The following is a 17,193-nucleotide window of genomic DNA, read 5'->3' as shown; positions in this document are numbered from 1 at the left end:
ATCTGAAGATTTTTGCTGCGAAATACTGTATTCAGCGCCGCGTTGCTGGTAGAATCCTGCGCCATCAATTACGTAATCGAGTGTTGTTTTTGAAACGACGCTTATTTGCACAAATCCATTGACATAAGAAGGCGCAAAAGGCATAGTCCTCGGCCTTTGATTTGTCCATATAGATCACATTTGGGAGTTGGACCTTGGCTAATATCAAATCAGCTAAGAAACGCGCCGTAACATCTGAGAAACGTCGCAAGCATAACGCAAGCAACCGTTCAATGATGCGTACTTTCATCAAGAAAGTATACGCGGCTATCGCAACAGGCGACAAAGCTGCTGCGCAGAACGCATTCAACGAAATGCAACCACTCGTGGACCGTCAGGCTGCTAAAGGTCTGATCCACAAAAACAAAGCTGCACGTCATAAAGCAAACCTGACTGCACAGATCAACAAACTGGCTTAATCGCCCGTCTGTTCATCGCTTTGTAAAAAAGAACCGGCGCTTAGCCGGTTTTTTTATGCCTGTGATTCAGTGGTAAATAACGTGCTGAAGTCGCGGTGGCAGATCCGCTGAACTGCGGGATGCTGAATCATACGTTCGGCAAAAATGACGTGATACTCCTCCATTACCGCATCCAGACGGCCAATCTCCTGAATGGCGTCGTCACGATAAATCTCGCCGCCATAAAGCGTGGGAGCCACAAATATCGCGTTGTTCAGCGCACCAAATGCCTTCATTAAAGCCGCATCATCAAACTCACCCAGAATCTCCACCTGCAAGCCCTGGCCATGAATCCAGTTCAGCAACTTACGTCCCAGCATTGAGCGACGGCCTGGAATCAACAAGCGACGTTCTTCGAGGCAGGCCGGAAATGGCAGCGTCGGCAAAGGCGTGTTGCACCAGAAGCTGATGGGGCACTCGCCCAGCTTGACCGAAAACAGCCCTTCCTGCTGTGTTGAATCAATTGGGCAATCGGAGAGGATCATATCCAGTTTGTGCTGGCTAAGCTGTTCCAGCAGCATCTCGTGGGTTGATTCAAAGCAGCGCAGATGGATTCTCTCCTCAGCCACCACCGCCGCCTCAAGCACCTTGCTCACCAGTTGCTTTGACAGCGCATCCGCTACGCCAACATCAAACAGCAGATGCGACTCTTTGCGGTAGTTAACGATATCCAGCATCTCCTGGCTTAGCATGAACATGCGGTCGGCATAGCGAAACACCAGCTGCCCAAGTTCCGTCGGCACTAAACCGCGTCCCTGACGGCGAAACAGCACGCCGCCCAGCTGCTCTTCCAGCGATTTAATTTGGCCGGTAACGGTCTGGGGAGCCAGACACAGTACATCCGCCGCGCGCACCACCGAGCCGGTTTTACACACCTGCCAGAAATAGTAGAGATGATTAAAGTTGAGCTGATTCATCGGCAAAAAAAGGAGGCTTTCGCCTCCTTCCTCTATTAACGCAATTTAATTCGTAGCAGCGTATAACCAATTATCGCCGAAAGCAGCGAACCGCTGAGAATCCCCAGTTTGGAGAACGTCACCAGTTGCTCATGTGCGGCATCAAAGGCCAGCGAGCTGATAAAGATCGACATGGTGAAACCGATACCGCACAGCACACCGATCGCCATGATATCGCGTATCGTGGTGCCCGCCGGTAATACCGCCAACCGCCATTTAACCGCCAGCCAGCAGAACAGTGTGATGCCCAAGGGCTTCCCAATCAGCAAGCCGAGAATGATGCCGAGTGGCTCTGGCGACAGCGTATCCATAAAGGTAATGCCGCTAAGGGAAATACCGGCGTTGGCAAAGGCGAACAACGGCAGAATCAGCCAGTTTACCCAGGGCATTAAGCCATGCGCTAAATGCTCGGCCGGTGAATGACCGTTCTTTTCTTCCAGCGGCACGAAGAAGCCGACAATGACACCCGCCAACGTCGCGTGGACACCGGACTTAAGCACCGCCGTCCACAGCACAAGACCAACCAACATATAGATGGCGATATTACGCACACCGCAGCGATTAAGAATGGCCAGCAGCACGATCGCACCCGCCGCCACGCTCAGCGACAGCACGGAGAGATCGCTGGTGTAGAACAGCGCGATAATCACGATGGCGCCAAGGTCATCAATAATCGCGAGCGCCATCAGGAACACTTTCAGTGCAGTCGGCACGCGGCTGCCCAACAGCGCCAGTACGCCTAAGGCAAAGGCAATGTCGGTAGCGGTTGGAATCGCCCAACCGTTACGTGCGATAGGATCGCCGTGATTCAGCATCAGGAAAATCAGTCCCGGCACCATCATGCCGCCAAGCGCAGCAATGACCGGGAAAATGGCGCGATCGCGACTGGCGAGCTCGCCGGTGATCAGTTCACGTTTCACTTCTAAACCAATCATGAGGAAAAACAGTGCCATCATGGCATCGTTGATCCACAGCAGCAGATTTTTACTGATGTCTAATGCGCCAAAGCGAATCTGCACCGGCTCCGCAAGAAACGATTGGTAACCTTGAGCGGTCTCCGCGCTGTTAGCCAGAATCATTGCCGCAACGGCCGCCAGAATCAGCACCATACCGTTGCTGGCGTCACTGGCAATAAAGCTTTTCAATAAGCTTCGAATAGAACGGGGTTTGTTCACAACTCCTCCTGAGTAGAGACATTTAGGCTGAGAAGTGTAGCGACTCAAACACCTCGTTAAAAGCAGCTTATTTCTCAGTGAATGCTCGATAATACCGATACATTTCGATGGCATTGTTGGCGCACATCAAGCGGCAGGCAAATTGAGCATATATCAGGAGCGACGCGTTGGCGGCGAAACAAAAAAAAAGCGGAGAGTTTCCTCTCCGCTTCGTTATGCAAACCAGACGGGATTAACGCGTTAAATCGTCAAAGAACTTCTTCACGCCGTCGAGGAAGCTTTTGGAGCGCGGGCTGTTTTTCTCGCCGCTCGGGCCACCAAAACTCTCTTCCAGTTCACGCAGCAGCGCTTTCTGTTTGTCGTTGAGGCTGACTGGCGTTTCCACCACCACACGACACAGCAAATCACCTACTGCACCACCACGCACCGATTTCACGCCTTTACCGCGCATGCGGAACAGCTTGCCGGTTTGCGTTTCAGAAGGCACTTTCAGGCTCACACGACCATCAAGCGTCGGTACTTCAATCTCGCCGCCCAATGCTGCCATCGCAAAGTTAATCGGCACTTCGCAGTACAGGTTGTTATCTTCACGCTCGAAAATAGGGTGTTTTTTAACCGAAACCTGAACGTATAGATCGCCCGCTGGTGCGCCGTGTTCACCCGCTTCACCCTCGCCGGTCAGACGAATGCGATCGCCGGTGTCCACGCCTGCAGGGATTTTCACCGACAGGGTTTTACTACGCTCAACGCGACCGTGACCATGACATGCATTGCAGGGATCTTTGATCACTGAACCGCGACCGTGACAGGTCGGACACGCCTGCTGCACGGTAAAGAAGCCCTGACGCATTTGCACCTGGCCTGCACCATGACAGGTATGACAGGTCTGCGGTTTGGTTCCCGCTTTTGCGCCGCTGCCGTGGCAGACATCGCACTCTTCCAGGGTTGGAATGCGGATCTCTTTGGTCACGCCGCGTACCGCTTCTTCCAGCGTTAGCTCCATGTTATAGCGTAAATCGGCGCCACGTGAGGCACGCTGACGGCGTCCACCACCAAAAATATCGCCAAATACGTCGCCAAAGATATCGCTGAAATCAGCACCGCCGCCGCCACCGAAACCACCGCCGCCGCCCATGCCACCTTGTTCAAAAGCTGCATGACCGTATTGGTCGTAGGCCGCGCGCTTCTGCGCATCGGTCAGAATTTCGTAGGCTTCCTTAATTTCTTTAAACTTCGCTTCGGCTTCTTTATTGTCCGGATTACGGTCCGGATGGTATTTCATCGCCAGGCGCTTATAAGCCTTTTTGATTTCACGCTCATCAGCGGATTTAGAGACGCCTAAGATCTCGTATAAATCACTCTTAGCCATATTTGTTCTGCCCTTAACATGATCGCACGGGCGTGGAGAAATCTCCTACGCCCGTGCTGGTTTCAACGGCTGTCAGGCCAGTCGTCGCGCCCGGTCAGGGGCAATTATTTTTTGTCTTTAACTTCTTCGAACTCAGCGTCGACAACGTCGTCATCTTTCTTCGCAGAAGCTTCGCCTGCATCAGCGGCTTGACCTTGCTGCTGTGCCAGCTCCATCAGCTTGCTGGACACTTCCATCAACGCCTGCATTTTGGCTTCGATTTCCGCTTTGTCTTCGCCTTTCAGCGCCGTGTTCAGCTCGGTCAACGCAGCTTCGATCGGTGCTTTATCGTCAGCAGACAGTTTGTCGCCCGCTTCGTCCAACTGCTTACGGGTGCTGTGCGAAATCTGATCGCCTTGGTTACGGGTCTGAACCAGCTCTTCGAACTTACGGTCAGACTCGGCGTTAGCTTCCGCATCACGCACCATTTTTTCGATCTCTTCTTCGTTCAGACCTGAAGATGCCTTAATGGTGATCTTCTGCTCTTTACCGCTGTTTTTGTCTTTCGCAGACACGTGCAGGATACCATCGGCATCGATGTCAAAGGTGACTTCGATCTGCGGCATACCGCGCGGTGCAGACTGAATACCATCGAGGTTGAACTGGCCCAGTGATTTGTTATCGCCTGAACGCTTACGCTCACCCTGCAGCACGTGAATGGTCACGGCAGACTGGTTATCTTCAGCCGTCGAGAACACCTGGCTGTGCTTAGTTGGGATAGTGGTGTTCTTGCTGATCAGCGACGTCATCACGCCACCCATGGTTTCGATACCCAGCGACAGCGGGGTAACATCCAGCAGCAGAACGTCTTTCACTTCACCCGCCAACACGCCACCCTGAACCGCAGCACCAACCGCTACCGCTTCATCCGGGTTCACGTCTTTACGTGGCTCTTTACCAAAGAACTCAGTCACTTTGGCCTGAACCATTGGCATACGCGTTTGACCGCCGACCAGGATGACGTCGTTGATGTCTGAAACAGACAGGCCCGCATCCTGCAGAGCGACTTTCAGCGGCTCGATTGAACGTGCAACCAGATCTTCAACCAGTGATTCCAGTTTCGCACGGGTCACTTTGATGTTCAGGTGCTTAGGACCCGTTGCATCCGCCGTGATGTACGGCAGGTTCACGTCAGTCTGCTGCGCTGAAGACAGCTCGATCTTGGCTTTCTCTGCGGCTTCTTTCAGACGCTGCATTGCCAGTGGATCGTTGTGCAGATCGATGCCCTGATCTTTCTTAAATTCGGCCACCAGATAGTTAATCAGACGGCTATCGAAGTCCTCACCACCCAGGTGGGTATCACCGTTGGTTGCCAGAACTTCAAAGGTTTTCTCGCCATCAACTTCATCGATCTCAATGATAGAGATATCGAAAGTACCGCCGCCCAGGTCGTATACCGCAATGGTGCGGTTGCCCTGACCTTTATCCAGACCGTATGCCAGTGCGGCTGCGGTTGGTTCGTTGATGATACGTTTTACTTCCAGACCCGCGATACGGCCGGCATCTTTGGTCGCCTGACGCTGCGCATCGTTGAAGTAGGCTGGAACGGTGATAACCGCTTCGGTTACTGCTTCACCGAGGAAATCTTCCGCGGTTTTCTTCATTTTTTTCAGCACTTCAGCAGAGATCTGCGGCGGTGCCATTTTCTGGCCTTTCACGTCCAGCCATGCATCGCCGTTATCCGCGCCGATGATTTTGTATGGCATGATTTTAATATCACGCTGTACTTCTTCGTCCTGGAAGCGACGGCCAATCAGGCGCTTGATCGCGAACAGGGTATTCTGCGGGTTGGTCACAGACTGACGTTTAGCCGGTTGACCTACCAGAGTTTCGCCATCCTGTGCATACGCAATGATCGACGGCGTGGTGCGATCGCCTTCGGCGTTTTCCAGCACGCGTGCTTTACCACCATCCATAACTGCAACACATGAGTTGGTTGTACCCAAGTCAATACCAATAATCTTACCCATCTAAACATCTCCCACTTAAATTCTTTGCCAATTAGGGTTGTGAAACAGAGATGCGGTCAAACTGACCACTTTCAACTGCTGAAGCAGGCTTTTTTTGCTGCCTCACAACGCTCGATGACAAGTAAATGGGGCCGGTTCGATGCGCATCAAGGGTTAAAACTAAAAAAAATTTCATTCTCTGGTCGATTCAGATCAAAGTTGGCCAAAAAGAGGCCGCTTATTATGCAGCGCCTCGCGGCCTTCAGCGGTTGCGTAGCGAAAACAACTCACCACATTTAAACGCGGCTTCTGAGGAATTATGAGCAACACCACGCTGGCGAATCCCGCCCCGTTGGGCCTGATGGGATTCGGTATGACCACCATCCTGCTCAACTTACATAACACCGGCCTGTTTGCGATGGATGTGATCATCCTGGCGATGGGTATTTTCTACGGTGGCATCGCGCAAATCTTTGCCGGGCTGCTGGAATATAAGAAAGGCAACACGTTCGGCCTCACCGCTTTCACCTCTTACGGCAGCTTCTGGTTAACATTGGTGACCATTCTGCTGCTGCCGAAACTGGGGCTGGCAGCTGCGGCCGATGGCCACTTCCTTGGCGCATACCTCGCGCTGTGGGGCGTGTTCACCGCATTCCTATTCTTCGGCACTCTTAAGTCACCGAAAATGTTGCAGTTTATCTTTGCCAGCCTGACGCTGCTGTTTGCGCTGTTGGCGATCGGACACCTGACCGACAACGCAGGGCTGCTGCGTTTTGCCGGCTGGATAGGCATCATTTGCGGATCAAGCGCGTTCTATCTGGCGATGGGCGAGGTGTTGAACGAGAAATTTGGTCGCACAATTTTGCCGATTGGCGAATAAAAAAACGGAGCCGATGGGCTCCGTTTTTGTTAGGACGAGTGCAGCGACATATCTAACTGCGCATGCTGCTGACGGCTATCGTGCCACAGCCAGATGCCCACCATAAAGCCAATGACCGCCAGCGCCAGCACATACCATGCCGGTGCCATTGGCGTCAGGCTCATCATCAGCGTCACGCTAATCGGCGTCAGACCGCCAAAAATCGCGTAAGCGACATTGTAAGAGAATGAGATGCCCGTAAAACGCACCGGTGCCGGAAACGCGCGCACCATGACAAACGGCACTACGCCTACCACACCAACGCTTAATCCCGCTAAGCCATACCAGACAAACAACATTTGCGGCGTGCCGCCAAGCTGATGGAAGAAGTTCCAGCTACCTACGGCCAGCAGCAGCGAGCCCACCATCAGGGTTCGCGCCGCACCGAAGCGATCCACCAGCCATCCGGCGATAACGCAGCCCAGCAGCAGCAGGATGGTAGCGAAACTGTTGGCTTGCAGGCTGAGCGCGGCGGGAATGCCATGCTGTTTTTGCATCAGCGTCGGTGCCATCAAAATCACCACCACGATGCAGGCCGATAGCAGCCAGGTAAGCAGCATCGAAATCACAATGCCGCGCTTGTGGCTGGCCAGGATGGTTTGCAGTGGCAATTTATCGGCCAGCGCCTTACGCTGCTGCATCTGCTGGAACACCGGCGTTTCATGCAACCAGCGGCGTAAATACATCGCCAGCAGGCCAAAAATGCCGCCAAGGAAGAAGGGAATGCGCCAGCCATGATCGCGAATCGCCGCCGGTGATAGCGTGGTGTTCAGCACGGTCGCCACCAGCGAACCCAGCAAAATGCCCGCGGTTAAGCCCGCCGTCAGCGTGCCGCAGGCAAAGCCGATGCGTTTCTCGGGAACATGTTCGGCGACAAATACCCATGCGCCTGGCACTTCACCGCCAATGGCCGCGCCTTGCAGCACACGCATTAGCAGCATCAACAACGGCGCAGCGATGCCGATGCTGGCATAAGTGGGCAGTGCGCCCATCGCCAGCGTGGGCAGCGCCATCAGCAGAATGCTGAGGCTGAACATCTTTTTACGCCCCACTTTGTCACCAAAGTGCGCCATGATAATGCCGCCTAACGGACGCGCCAGATAACCGGCAGCAAAGATGGCGAACGTCTGCACCTGACGCAGCCATTCAGGAATGTCTGGCGGGAAGAACAGCTCACCGATCACCGCGGCGAAGAAAACGAAAATGATGAAGTCGTAGAATTCCAGCGCCCCGCCAAGGGCAGCCAGCGACAGGGTTTTATAGTCCTGCCCGTTGAGTCGACGCGTTGCGTGCGTATCCATAATCCAGCGGTATCCAGAGGCTAAATAAAGGGCATGTAAAGATTGGATTACTATACCGTCAATTTTTTGCCACACCAGTGCCGCTGGATTTTATGCCTGAAAACGCCGATTTTTAGTTATTTGTCTCACGACGGGCACTTTTAGGACGAAAAGCTGCTACGACATCGCGGTTGGTTTCCACATACGGCCCTTCCAATAGCTGTAAACAATAGGGTACAGCGGCAAAAATACCTGGCACTTTTACGGTGCCATCTTCGGCTTTAAGCCCTTCCAGCGTCTCTTTAATCGATTTTGGCTGACCCGGTAGATTGAGGATCAGCGATTGTTTGCGAATCACGCCAACCTGGCGCGACAAAATGGCCGTTGGCACAAACTGCAGGCTAATTTGGCGCATCTGCTCGCCGAACCCCGGCATTTCACGATCGGCGACGGCTAGCGTGGCATCCGGCGTGACATCGCGTCGCGCGGGTCCGGTGCCGCCGGTGGTGAGTACCAAATGACAGAACAGCTCATCGACCAGCTCGCAGATCGCCTGTTCAATCATCGGCTGCTCATCCGGCACCAGACGCGTTTCAATTTCAAACGGCGTCGCCAGCGCGGCAGTGAGCCAGCTTTCTAATGCCGGAATGCCCTGATCCTGATAGATGCCGTTAGCAGCACGATCGGAAACAGAAATTAAGCCAATACGTAAAGTATCCATAGAGTTATCGCTGTGGTTGGCTGCAAGGCAGCAAATGACGTGAGAAGTAAAAAGGATAATACAAGAAGTGAGGAAAAAACGTAAAACCGTGGCAGCAGGTCGCCGCCACGGCACATCACCTTACAGCAGTTCGGCGATCATCTTCTCAAGTTTGCCCTGATCGATGGCAAAGTTGCGGATACCTTCAGCCAGTTTGGTCACGGCCATTGGATCCTGGTTGTGCTGCCAGAAGAACTCAGCTTCAGTCATCTTCGCTGGACGCGCTTTCACTTCGCCGGTGTAGCTCAGTTTACGCTCAACGGTACCTTCGCTCTCAGCCAGCTCTTTCAGCAGGCCCGGAGAAATGGTCAGACGGTCGCAGCCAGCCAGCTCAATGATTTCGCCGACGTTACGGAAGCTCGCGCCCATTACCACGGTTTCATAACCGTGCTGCTTGTAGTAGTTGTAGATTTCAGCCACAGATACCACGCCTGGATCTTCGTGTGCGGCGTACTCTTTCTTGTCGGTATTCTGCTTGTACCAGTCGAGGATACGGCCAACGAATGGCGAGATCAGGAACACGCCCGCTTCCGCACATGCACGCGCCTGTGCGAAGGAGAACAGCAGCGTCAGGTTACAGTTGATGCCTTCTTTTTCCAGCTGCTCAGCAGCACGGATGCCCTGCCAGGTTGAGGCCAGTTTGATCAGGATACGGTCATTGCTGATGCCAGCATCGTTGTACAGTTTGATCAGGCTACGCGCTTTAGCGATGCTCGCTTCAGTGTCGTAAGAGAGGCGCGCATCGACTTCAGTCGAGATGCGACCTGGGATCAATTTGAGAATTTCCAGACCAATGTTGACGGCCAGCTTGTCAGAAACCAGCGCCAGCTGATCTTCTTTGTTGCTGCTCTGCTGACGTGCCCAGGTAATAGCTTCGTCAATCAGTTTGCGGTATTCAGGGATTTGAGCGGCGTTGAGAATCAAAGAAGGGTTCGTGGTAGCGTCTTGCGGCTGATACAGTTTCATCGCCGCGATATCACCGGTGTCGGCGACCACAGTAGTCAGCTGACGCAAGGAAGTAAGTTTGTCCGTCATGGTTCTCTTTCTCTTAGGTTGACTGTCAGGGTGTAAAAGGCTGTTGCGATAATATCACGCACAAGTGACGGCGCAACACCACGAAGTGCCCTTTACGATAGCGCTAACAAATGGCAGTGATTTGCCGATCCATGCCGCTTTTTTGCTACACTCCTTGCGACAATTTTCCCTTCAATTCCCTGATAAACCTGCGGGTCAAAGAGGACGTACACGATGCTGATGGTTATCTCGCCAGCGAAGACACTGGACTATGAAAGCCCGCTGGCGACTCAACGTTTTACCCAACCGGCGCTGTTAGAAAAATCACACCAATTAATTGACGTGGCGCGCGATCTTTCCCCGGCGCAAATCAGCTCATTGATGGGCATCAGCGACAAGCTGGCGCACCTGAATGCCGACCGTTTTAACCAATGGCAGCCGCCCTTCTCGCTGGAGAATGCCCGTCAGGCGATTCTGGCGTTCAAAGGTGACGTCTACACCGGTTTGCAGGCAGAAACCTTCAGCGACGGCGATTTTGACTTTGCCCAGCAGCACCTGCGCATGCTCTCCGGCTTATATGGCTTGCTGCGTCCACTCGATTTAATGCAGCCCTATCGTCTGGAGATGGGGATTAAGCTGGCGAATCCGGCCGGGAAAGACCTTTACGGCTTCTGGGGCGATCTGCTGACAGAGAAGCTCAACGAGGCGATTGCTGAGCAAGGCGATGAGGTGCTGATCAATCTGGCATCCGATGAGTATTTCAAAGCCATCAAGCCGAAGAAGCTCAACGCCGAGTTGATCAAGCCGGTGTTCCTGGATGAGAAGAACGGCACATTTAAAGTCATCAGCTTCTACGCCAAGAAAGCGCGTGGCTTGATGAGTCGCTATGTGATTCAGCAGCGCCTGACCAAGCCAGAACAGCTGAAGAAGTTTGATGTGGACGGTTATTTCTTTGATGCGGCAGAAAGCAAAGATAATGAGCTGGTGTTTAAACGCCGCGAGCAGAAATAGTTTAGCAAGCGCTGCCCTGGATTGTGCTCGCTGCCCCCCTCCTCGGTCCTCCCCCATAAATGGGGGAGGAAGATGCTGCAATATGTGAGTTTGGAAGCTGCATGTGGCAGCATCTCCTTCCCCCGCTTGCGGGGGAAGGCCGGGATGGGGGACAGCGAGCACTTACCCCAGTCAGCACTTACTTCAGTAAAAACGCCCGCAGCTCGGCGAAATCGCCTTTCAGATTGTGCGACAGCAGCGGCAAATCGGCGCGCTCGGCCAACTCTTTCGGCAGCGGCAGATCCTGACCCAGGATCTCGTCCACACTCTCTTTAAACTTCGCTGGATGCGCCGTGCCAAGGAACAGGCCATATTCGCCCTCTTGCAAGTTATCGCGCAGCAGACGATAAGCAATTGCCGCATGCGGTTCAGAGATATAACCAATTTCTGCCAGCTCGCGCATGGTAGTTTGGGTGGTTTCATCAGAAACCGCGCCGTACGCCAGATCGGTCAAACGCCAGGTTTTGCGACGGAACAGCTCTTCCACGCGCGGCCAGTTGTTCGGCTGGCTCACATCCATCGCGTTCGATAGTGTTGCTACCGTGGCGTTTGGCTGCCAAGCGCCGTTGCCGAGGAAGCGCGGCACGGTGTCGTTAGCATTGGTCGCGGCGATAAAACGCTTGATCGGCAGACCCAGCGATTTCGCCAGCAGACCCGCCGTCAGGTCACCAAAGTTACCGCTCGGCACGGACACCACCAGCTGGTTGCGTTTCTCTTGTGGCAGTTGCGCCACCGCTTCGAAGTAGTAGCAAATCTGCGCCAGCAGACGGCTAATGTTGATGGAGTTCGCCGAGTTCAGGCCAATCGCCTTCTTCAGCTCTTCATCATCAAACGCCTGCTTAACCAGCGCCTGACACGCATCGAAATCGCCTTCAACCGCGATGGTTTCGATGTTCCCGCCCAGCGTACAGAACAGTTTTTCCTGCAGCGGGCTGATTTTGCCCTGCGGATAAAGAATCACCACACGCACGTTTTCCATGCCATAAAACGCATGTGCAACGGCAGCGCCGGTATCGCCTGAAGTGGCGGTCAGAATGGTGATCTGCTCATCCGCGCCGCTCACATACGAGAGCATCTGCGCCATAAAGCGGCCGCCGAAGTCTTTGAATGCCAGCGTTGGACCGTGGAACAGTTCCAGACAAGCAACATCTTCGCTGACCTTTGCCACGGGCGCCGGGAAAGCAAAGGCGTTTTTCACGCGCTCAGCCAGCTGATGCGCGGCAATCTCATCACCAATGTAGGCAGACAGAATTTTGCTGCTGCGGCTGACGAAATCCATCTCCAGCATGGCATCGATATCGGTCAGTTCAAATTCCGGCAGCTCGAGCGGGAAAAACAGCCCTTGCTGCGAGCCGAGGCCCTGTTTAACGGCCTGAGCAAAACTAACCTGCTCGTTGTGATCCTTAAGGTTGTAGAGTTTCATGCGTTATCCCAATTTACGTGCGCCAGCCGTATCAAGACGGCAGATGTGGACGAAACCTTCTTCATTCTGCAGATAGTGCTGGCTTAGCCAGTCCGCCATCCGCTGTGCCGTTGCCATCTCGTTGCAAACGGCGAAAAGTGTCGGGCCGGAACCCGAAATGCCGCACGCCAGCGCGCCAATATCCTGCGCCGCTTTACGCGCATCGGCGAAGCCTGGCAGCAGTTTGGTGCGATATGGCTCCGCGATAACATCCTGCATAAGTTTAGCCGCAAGCCCAGGCTGACGCGTATGACAGGCGTGAATAAAGCCAGCCAGCAAGCGACCATGTTTGATGGCATCTTCTTTGCGGTATTGCGCGGGCAGAATAGCGCGCGCTTCGGCGGTAGAGACTTTAATCCCCGGATAGGCCATTACCCACAGCCATTCGTCAAAACACGGCACCTCCTGGCTGATAATGCCGTTCTCTTCAATCATCAGCTGCACGCCGCCGAGGAAGCATGGCGCCACGTTATCGTAATGCACGCTGCCGGAAATACGCCCTTCCAGCTCGCCCATCAGCGCCAGCAGTTCGGTATCGTTCAGCGGCTTGCCACAGAATTCGTTCATCGCCATTAGGCCAGCCACCACCGAGCAGGCGCTTGAGCCGAGGCCGGAACCGATCGGCATATTCTTTTCCAGCGTCATCGCCACGGGAACCTGCTTACCAATCGCCTGGCAAAAACGTTCCCAGCACTGATAAACAATGTTTTCCTGCGGATTGGTCGGCAGCTTGCTGACAAAGCGCCCGGAGTTCACCAGGCTAAAGCTGTCGGCAGCTTCCACGGAAACGCAGTCACCTAGTAAGGTGCCATCCACCGGCGAAACCGCTGCGCCCAGCACATCAAAGCCGACGCTAACGTTACCTATTGAGGCCGGTGCATAAATTTTTACCATCATCAAACTCCCAACTTCCACGACAGCGTACGCAACAGGTCGGCAAACACGCCAGCCGCTGTGACATCATTCCCTGCACCATATCCACGCAGAACCAGCGGGATTGGCTGATAGTAGCGGCTGTAGAATGCCAGTGCATTCTCACCGTTTTTCACTTTGTACAGCGGATCGTTGCCGTCCACCGCATCAATCTTCACTTTGCAGACGCCGCCTTCTTCAATCGCGCCAACAAAGCGTAATACTTTACCTTCGTCACGTGCTTTGGCAACGCGCGCGGCAAAGGCGTTATCCAGTTCTGGCAGACGTTCCATAAACTGCTCAACGTCGGCGATATCCGTCAGGCTGGCGGGCAGCAGCGGTTCGATCTCGATATCGCTCAGCTCCAGCTGATGCCCGGCTTCACGCGCCAGAATCAGCAGCTTCCGCGCCACATCAGTGCCAGAGAGATCGTCACGCGGATCCGGCTCGGTAAAGCCCATCTCACGTGCCATTTTGGTCGCTTCCGACAACGAAACGCCTTCATCGAGCTTGCCGAAGATAAAGGAGAGCGAGCCCGAGAGAATACCGGAGAACTTAATCAGTTCATCACCGGCATTCATCAGGTTTTGCAGGTTTTCGATCACCGGCAAACCGGCGCCGACGTTGGTGTCATACAGGAACTTACGGCGCGATTTCTCTGCGGCCGCACGCATCTGCTGGTAGTAATTCCACGACGAGGTATTGGCCTTTTTATTCGGCGTCACTACGTGGAACCCTTCACCGAGGAAATCCGCATATTGATCGGCGACCGCCTGGCTAGAGGTACAATCGACGATCACCGGGTTCAGCAAATGATACTCCTTCACCAAACGAATCAGACGCCCCAGATTGAACGGCTCTTTGGCTTCGCTGAGTTCCGCCTTCCAGTTGCTGAGATCGATACCATGCACGTTGGTTAACAACGCACGCGAGTTAGCGATACCGCACACGCGCAGCTCGATATGCTTCTGTTTCAGCCACGTCTGCTGACGATGCAGCTGATCCAGCAGCGCCGCGCCAACACCGCCGACGCCCACCACGAACACTTCAATCATCTGATCGGTGGCGAACAGCATCTGATGCACCACACGTACACCGGTGGTGACTTCATCGTTGCTCACGACGACCGAGATGGAACGCTCAGACGAGCCCTGAGCAATTGCCACAATATTGATATTCGCGCGCGCCAGCGCCGAGAAGAATTTGGCCGAGATGCCGCGCAGCGTACGCATGCCATCGCCAACCACCGAAATCACCGCCAGCTGTTCCAGCACGTCCAGCGGATCGAGTAAGCCATCTTTCAGCTCCAGATAGAACTCCTCTTCCAGCACGCGACGCGCCCGCGCCTGCTCGCTTTGCGGTACGCAGAAGCTGATGCTGTATTCCGAAGAAGATTGGGTGATCAGCACCACCGAAATGCCGGTGCGTGACATCGCCGCGAAGACGCGTGCCGCCATGCCCACCATGCCTTTCATACCCGGACCCGAAACGTTGAACATCGCCATGTTATTCAGATTGGTGATGCCTTTAACCGGATTTTCATCCAGCTCGCCTTCACCACCGATCAAGGTACCCGGCGCTTGCGGGTTAGCGGTATTTTTGATCAGGCAAGGAATCTGGAACTGGGCGATCGGCGCGATAGTGCGAGGATGCAAAACTTTGGCGCCGAAGTAGGAGAGCTCCATCGCTTCCTGATACGACATCGATTTCAGTAAGCGCGCGTCCGGCACCTGACGCGGATCGCAGGTATACACGCCGTCGACGTCAGTCCAGATTTCACAACAGTCCGCACGCAAGCAAGCAGCCAACACGGCGGCAGAATAGTCAGAGCCGTTACGGCCCAGTACCACTAACTCGCCCTTCTCATTGCCGGCAGTGAAACCGGCCATCAGAATAAAGTGATCGGCCGGAATCTGGCTGGCAGCGATGCGACGCGTGGATTCGGCAATATCGACGGTGGATTCGAGGTAATGACCAATCGCCAGCAGTTTCTCCACCGGATCGATGACGGTCACTTTGTGGCCGCGCGCTTGCAGCAGCGCTTCCATAATGGCAATCGACAGTTTCTCGCCACGGCAGATGATGGCGGCGTTGACGGCGTCCGGGCATTGGCCCAGCAGGCTGATACCGTGCAGCACTTGCTTCAGCTGCGCAAACTCCAGCTCAACGCGGGTTTTCAGTCCGTCATAATCAAAGCCTGGCTGCGCGTCACGCAAGCCTTGCAGCAGGTCGGCAAAAATACGTTCGGCATCGCTGATATTCGGTAACGTGTCCTGGCCGCTGATGGTTTTCTCAATCATCGCCACCAGATGGTTGGTAATTTTTGCTGGTGCAGAGAGAACGGTCGCGACCTGTCCCTGTTGTGCATTGCTTTCCAGAATGTCCGCCACACGGAGAAAACGTTCCGCATTGGCTACTGAGGTTCCGCCGAATTTCAGCACTCGCATATTTGAAGCTCTCCTGAATTTTTGCCGAAAAAAAAGCCCGCACTGTTTAGGTGCGGGCTTTTTTCTTTGTTTTTCCTGTATGCGTCAGCCCGCACCGTTACCTGTGGTAATGGTGGTGGTAATAATAATTGTGGTGTTCAGGCTGAGTTTACGCATTTAGATTTTTTTCTGTCTGTCTTTGTCTTGTCCGTCTGCCTTCCAGAAGTAAAGCAAAGCGCACGTTAAGTCAACGAATTTGTCTTAGCCGCGCCGCTCTGCCCGCAGCGCAGTGCTGCGCTTGCTGGCGCGATTCATATCGGAATCGTTCAGCGGATGGCGCGGTTTCCCCGATCTGTCACTAGCAACTCAGGATTTATCCGAGCAATTATCTATAAGTTTTTTTTCTACATCGTGTAACAAGCGATGCAGCATGGCACTGTCACGCTGTTCCAGCAGACCGATACGTTGATCGATCCAGTCAGCCATTTTCACGTCATCGCTGACCTCCAACCTGACCAGCAACTGATGAAAGCGTTGACGTAATGCTTGCAGCTGATGCTCATTCGCCACTTCTGCGGTCTCAGCCGCGATCTGATTGAGTGCCGAGAGTTGATAGCAATACACCATCACTGCCTGGCCAAGATTCAGCGACGGATAATCATTTGCCATTGGAATGCCGGTTAACAGATCGACCTGATCCAGCTCCTCATTGGTTAAGCCGCTGTCTTCACGGCCAAACACCAGCGCGATACGGCTCAGCCATTGGCGCTTCTCCTGCAGGATGTTTTCGACCTGCGTCGGCGTGGCGTAATAGCGGAACTTCGCACGGCTGCGAGCAGTGGTCGCCACTGAGAAGTCGACATCTTTCAGCGCCTCGCTCAGCGTGGCAAAGGTCTTGACGTTATCAAGGATCTCACCGGCGCCGTGCGCGACACGACGCGCGGCAGGATCTTGCCAGGCATCACTCGCGACAATGCGCAGCTCGCTGAATCCCATTGTTTTCATGGCACGGGCAGCCGCACCGATATTTTCCGGACGGGCGGGAGAGACAAGGATTAAGGGGAAATGCATGATTTTTCCATCGAACTGTTAACAACTCGCATTATGTTGGCATGCAGGCGAGAAAATACCAAATGCGCTTAACAGAGAAAATAAGATGTTAACGATGTTAAAAGAGGGATAAATCCAGCGAGAGCAGAAATTCGCGGGCATAAGCTAAATTATAAGGCCTATTTAATATAAAACCCTTTTCTTTCATATTATTAAAATATAATTTTCCGCGGGTTCAAGTTTTGATTGTATAAGATATAAATGTAGCAAAAATGCTGCTTTTTGTGAGCTAAACTAGCAATCCTGGAGAAGTTTTTCATAAAAGTGTTAACGTG

At 53.7% G+C, this 17,193-nt stretch carries 15 protein-coding genes and 1 other annotated feature; of the genes, 3 read left to right on the top strand and 12 right to left on the bottom strand.

Annotated features, from left to right (window positions below; all coding sequences use genetic code 11):
- Positions 1 to 194: 194 nt before the first annotated feature.
- The gene (rpsT, locus tag AC6I8K_RS03185) at positions 195 to 458 is read left to right on the top strand and encodes a 30S ribosomal protein S20 (protein WP_036619798.1); all 264 of its coding nucleotides are present in this window, start codon (positions 195 to 197) and stop codon (positions 456 to 458) included.
- Between the two features lie 53 nt (positions 459 to 511).
- Here the strand turns inward: rpsT and nhaR are convergent, their stop codons facing one another.
- The 4 genes from nhaR to dnaK all read right to left on the bottom strand — a co-directional run bounded on the left by nhaR (position 512) and on the right by dnaK (position 6,006).
- Positions 512 to 1,414, bottom strand: coding sequence for a transcriptional activator NhaR (gene nhaR, locus AC6I8K_RS03180; protein WP_064737619.1), 903 nt, complete (start codon positions 1,412 to 1,414; stop codon positions 512 to 514).
- A gap of 35 nt (positions 1,415 to 1,449) precedes the next feature.
- Positions 1,450 to 2,628: a Na+/H+ antiporter NhaA gene (gene nhaA / locus AC6I8K_RS03175; protein WP_483816782.1), complete on the bottom strand. Its 1,179-nt coding sequence runs from the start codon at positions 2,626 to 2,628 to the stop codon at positions 1,450 to 1,452.
- 232 nt (positions 2,629 to 2,860) lie between these two features.
- On the bottom strand, positions 2,861 to 3,997 hold the full coding sequence (dnaJ, locus tag AC6I8K_RS03170; RefSeq protein WP_064737621.1) for a molecular chaperone DnaJ: 1,137 nt from the start codon (positions 3,995 to 3,997) through the stop codon (positions 2,861 to 2,863).
- Positions 3,998 to 4,101: 104 nt separating this feature from the next.
- Positions 4,102 to 6,006: a molecular chaperone DnaK gene (dnaK, locus tag AC6I8K_RS03165; RefSeq protein WP_483816781.1), complete on the bottom strand. Its 1,905-nt coding sequence runs from the start codon at positions 6,004 to 6,006 to the stop codon at positions 4,102 to 4,104.
- Positions 6,007 to 6,304: 298 nt separating this feature from the next.
- On the opposite strand from dnaK, the gene satP reads away from it, so the two are divergent.
- The gene (gene satP, locus AC6I8K_RS03160) at positions 6,305 to 6,865 is read left to right on the top strand and encodes an acetate uptake transporter (RefSeq protein WP_483816780.1); all 561 of its coding nucleotides are present in this window, start codon (positions 6,305 to 6,307) and stop codon (positions 6,863 to 6,865) included.
- Positions 6,866 to 6,894: 29 nt separating this feature from the next.
- Here satP and AC6I8K_RS03155 read toward each other — a convergent pair whose 3' ends face one another.
- The 3 genes from AC6I8K_RS03155 to tal form a co-directional block, all read right to left on the bottom strand.
- On the bottom strand, positions 6,895 to 8,205 hold the full coding sequence (locus AC6I8K_RS03155; protein ID WP_483816779.1) for an MFS transporter: 1,311 nt from the start codon (positions 8,203 to 8,205) through the stop codon (positions 6,895 to 6,897).
- Positions 8,206 to 8,317: 112 nt separating this feature from the next.
- On the bottom strand, positions 8,318 to 8,905 hold the full coding sequence (gene mog / locus AC6I8K_RS03150) for a molybdopterin adenylyltransferase (protein ID WP_497826221.1): 588 nt from the start codon (positions 8,903 to 8,905) through the stop codon (positions 8,318 to 8,320).
- A 120-nt stretch (positions 8,906 to 9,025) separates the two neighbouring features.
- A complete protein-coding gene (gene tal / locus AC6I8K_RS03145; protein ID WP_064737626.1) occupies positions 9,026 to 9,979 on the bottom strand; it encodes a transaldolase in 954 nt (317 codons plus the stop codon).
- A gap of 213 nt (positions 9,980 to 10,192) precedes the next feature.
- Here tal and yaaA point away from each other — a divergent pair, with 213 nt between their 5' ends.
- Complete coding sequence (gene yaaA / locus AC6I8K_RS03140) at positions 10,193 to 10,969, top strand: peroxide stress protein YaaA (RefSeq protein ID WP_064737627.1); 777 nt, start codon at positions 10,193 to 10,195, stop codon at positions 10,967 to 10,969.
- Between the two features lie 178 nt (positions 10,970 to 11,147).
- Here yaaA and thrC read toward each other — a convergent pair whose 3' ends face one another.
- From thrC to AC6I8K_RS03115, 5 genes are all read right to left on the bottom strand, one after another.
- A complete protein-coding gene (gene thrC / locus AC6I8K_RS03135) occupies positions 11,148 to 12,431 on the bottom strand; it encodes a threonine synthase (RefSeq protein WP_483816777.1) in 1,284 nt (427 codons plus the stop codon).
- A 3-nt stretch (positions 12,432 to 12,434) separates the two neighbouring features.
- On the bottom strand, positions 12,435 to 13,364 hold the full coding sequence (gene thrB, locus AC6I8K_RS03130; RefSeq protein ID WP_497827216.1) for a homoserine kinase: 930 nt from the start codon (positions 13,362 to 13,364) through the stop codon (positions 12,435 to 12,437).
- Positions 13,365 to 13,366: 2 nt separating this feature from the next.
- The gene (thrA, locus tag AC6I8K_RS03125; RefSeq protein WP_497826220.1) at positions 13,367 to 15,829 is read right to left on the bottom strand and encodes a bifunctional aspartate kinase/homoserine dehydrogenase I; all 2,463 of its coding nucleotides are present in this window, start codon (positions 15,827 to 15,829) and stop codon (positions 13,367 to 13,369) included.
- A gap of 26 nt (positions 15,830 to 15,855) precedes the next feature.
- Positions 15,856 to 15,978, bottom strand: a sequence feature (Thr leader region).
- The gene (thrL, locus tag AC6I8K_RS03120) at positions 15,914 to 15,985 is read right to left on the bottom strand and encodes a thr operon leader peptide (protein WP_071531027.1); all 72 of its coding nucleotides are present in this window, start codon (positions 15,983 to 15,985) and stop codon (positions 15,914 to 15,916) included. It overlaps the preceding feature by 65 nt.
- Positions 15,986 to 16,174: 189 nt before the next feature.
- Complete coding sequence (locus AC6I8K_RS03115) at positions 16,175 to 16,879, bottom strand: tRNA/rRNA methyltransferase (protein WP_497826219.1); 705 nt, start codon at positions 16,877 to 16,879, stop codon at positions 16,175 to 16,177.
- Between the last annotated feature and the right edge of the window lie 314 nt (positions 16,880 to 17,193).

The sequence above is a fragment of the Pantoea sp. X-Soil-ISGK-421 genome, from assembly GCF_059730785.1.
This window is presented reverse-complemented; position numbering and strand designations above follow the sequence as displayed.

Excerpts from the sequence above, each read along its gene's own strand:
- tal (WP_064737626.1), bottom strand. The coding sequence starts at position 9,979 with ATGACGGACAAACTTACTTCCTTGCGTCAGCTGACTACTGTGGTCGCC.
- mog (WP_497826221.1), bottom strand. The coding sequence starts at position 8,905 with ATGGATACTTTACGTATTGGCTTAATTTCTGTTTCCGATCGTGCTGCT.
- dnaK (WP_483816781.1), bottom strand. The coding sequence starts at position 6,006 with ATGGGTAAGATTATTGGTATTGACTTGGGTACAACCAACTCATGTGTT.
- nhaR (WP_064737619.1), bottom strand. The coding sequence starts at position 1,414 with ATGAATCAGCTCAACTTTAATCATCTCTACTATTTCTGGCAGGTGTGT.
- thrA (WP_497826220.1), bottom strand. The coding sequence starts at position 15,829 with ATGCGAGTGCTGAAATTCGGCGGAACCTCAGTAGCCAATGCGGAACGT.
- AC6I8K_RS03155 (WP_483816779.1), bottom strand. The coding sequence starts at position 8,205 with ATGGATACGCACGCAACGCGTCGACTCAACGGGCAGGACTATAAAACC.
- dnaJ (WP_064737621.1), bottom strand. The coding sequence starts at position 3,997 with ATGGCTAAGAGTGATTTATACGAGATCTTAGGCGTCTCTAAATCCGCT.
- thrB (WP_497827216.1), bottom strand. The coding sequence starts at position 13,364 with ATGGTAAAAATTTATGCACCGGCCTCAATAGGTAACGTTAGCGTCGGC.
- satP (WP_483816780.1), top strand. The coding sequence starts at position 6,305 with ATGAGCAACACCACGCTGGCGAATCCCGCCCCGTTGGGCCTGATGGGA.
- thrC (WP_483816777.1), bottom strand. The coding sequence starts at position 12,431 with ATGAAACTCTACAACCTTAAGGATCACAACGAGCAGGTTAGTTTTGCT.
- yaaA (WP_064737627.1), top strand. The coding sequence starts at position 10,193 with ATGCTGATGGTTATCTCGCCAGCGAAGACACTGGACTATGAAAGCCCG.
- AC6I8K_RS03115 (WP_497826219.1), bottom strand. The coding sequence starts at position 16,879 with ATGCATTTCCCCTTAATCCTTGTCTCTCCCGCCCGTCCGGAAAATATC.